Source organism: Acinetobacter sp. RIT698 (assembly GCF_009668065.1).
Lineage (GTDB): Bacteria > Pseudomonadota > Gammaproteobacteria > Pseudomonadales > Moraxellaceae > Acinetobacter > Acinetobacter guillouiae.
The window spans coordinates 1-977 of sequence record NZ_WJYH01000118.1 but is presented as its reverse complement, the minus strand read 5'-3'; the positions used below and the strand labels follow the sequence as shown (position 1 = coordinate 977).

The following is a 977-nucleotide window of genomic DNA, read 5'->3' as shown; positions in this document are numbered from 1 at the left end:
CTTGCCATCTGGCACCAACTGATCACAATATTGAGCCAAACGATACAATGACCATTTATCAATCATTGGCTCTGTTAAGCGGTTACCAAGTGCGTATCGCTTATTGGTGCATAAATCGTAGTAAATCCAAGCTGGATTATTACTATAAGCACGCTTAAATAGACCATCCCAAATCCCCACATAAGTACGGCCTACAGGATCATAGTTGCTTGGTACTTTGATCTTTACACCCTTTAGATCAACAGCAATTTTGGCAATATTCGAGAATGTTTCAGCATCATATTGCACGCCAATCAAGGCAGTATTTGGGTAGGCAAGTTTAAGATCGACAACTTCAGTAATGGCTTGAATATACATCTTATCGCTGACATATTCAGAGCTTGAATTCGGTGTTTTACGTATGACGCGAATCAACCAATTATTATTGGCTTTTGGTAAGCCGATACGATGGGTACGTTCATAATTTGCTGAAGTTTTTCCTGACATTTGAGTATCAAGCATTAACTCCCATGAACCACCATCTGTTTGCACTTCAATCGAGTAATCAATAACAATACCTGAAACATCACCGTTGCTTGGATCTTGCTGTTTTAAGGCCCCAAAACGCACTCTTACAATCACGGCATCGAGATTAAGATTGGTAATCCCTTTAACCCAAGACGTATCACTTTTAAGTTCAACACCAACAGCAGTTTCAGAAGCAATGCTTTCAAAACCTTCCATATATGTTTGATCATTGGTACCTGATCGAAAATCTAGAGTGACATCTTGAAAGTTTCTTGCACCACTATCGTTTTCAACTGGTGTGTCATCAAGGAAGATTGACTTAAAGCCATTTGCCAAACCCTCAACTTCTCCTTCACTCATACCGTATTGTAAACGTGCATAGGTTTTTGAAGCGGTGGTATCATTTGCAACTTTGGGTTGTCTTTGGCTTTGACTGCCACCTTTAGCGCCTTTTACTGTTTTAAGCATAC

Annotated in this window: 1 pseudogene; it reads right to left on the bottom strand. The window is 39.8% G+C overall.

Going from position 1 to position 977, the window contains the following annotated elements:
• Positions 1-975 (bottom strand): annotated as a pseudogene (locus GJV03_RS21595) (host specificity protein J); the annotation flags it as partial.
• Positions 976-977 lie beyond the last annotated feature (2 nt).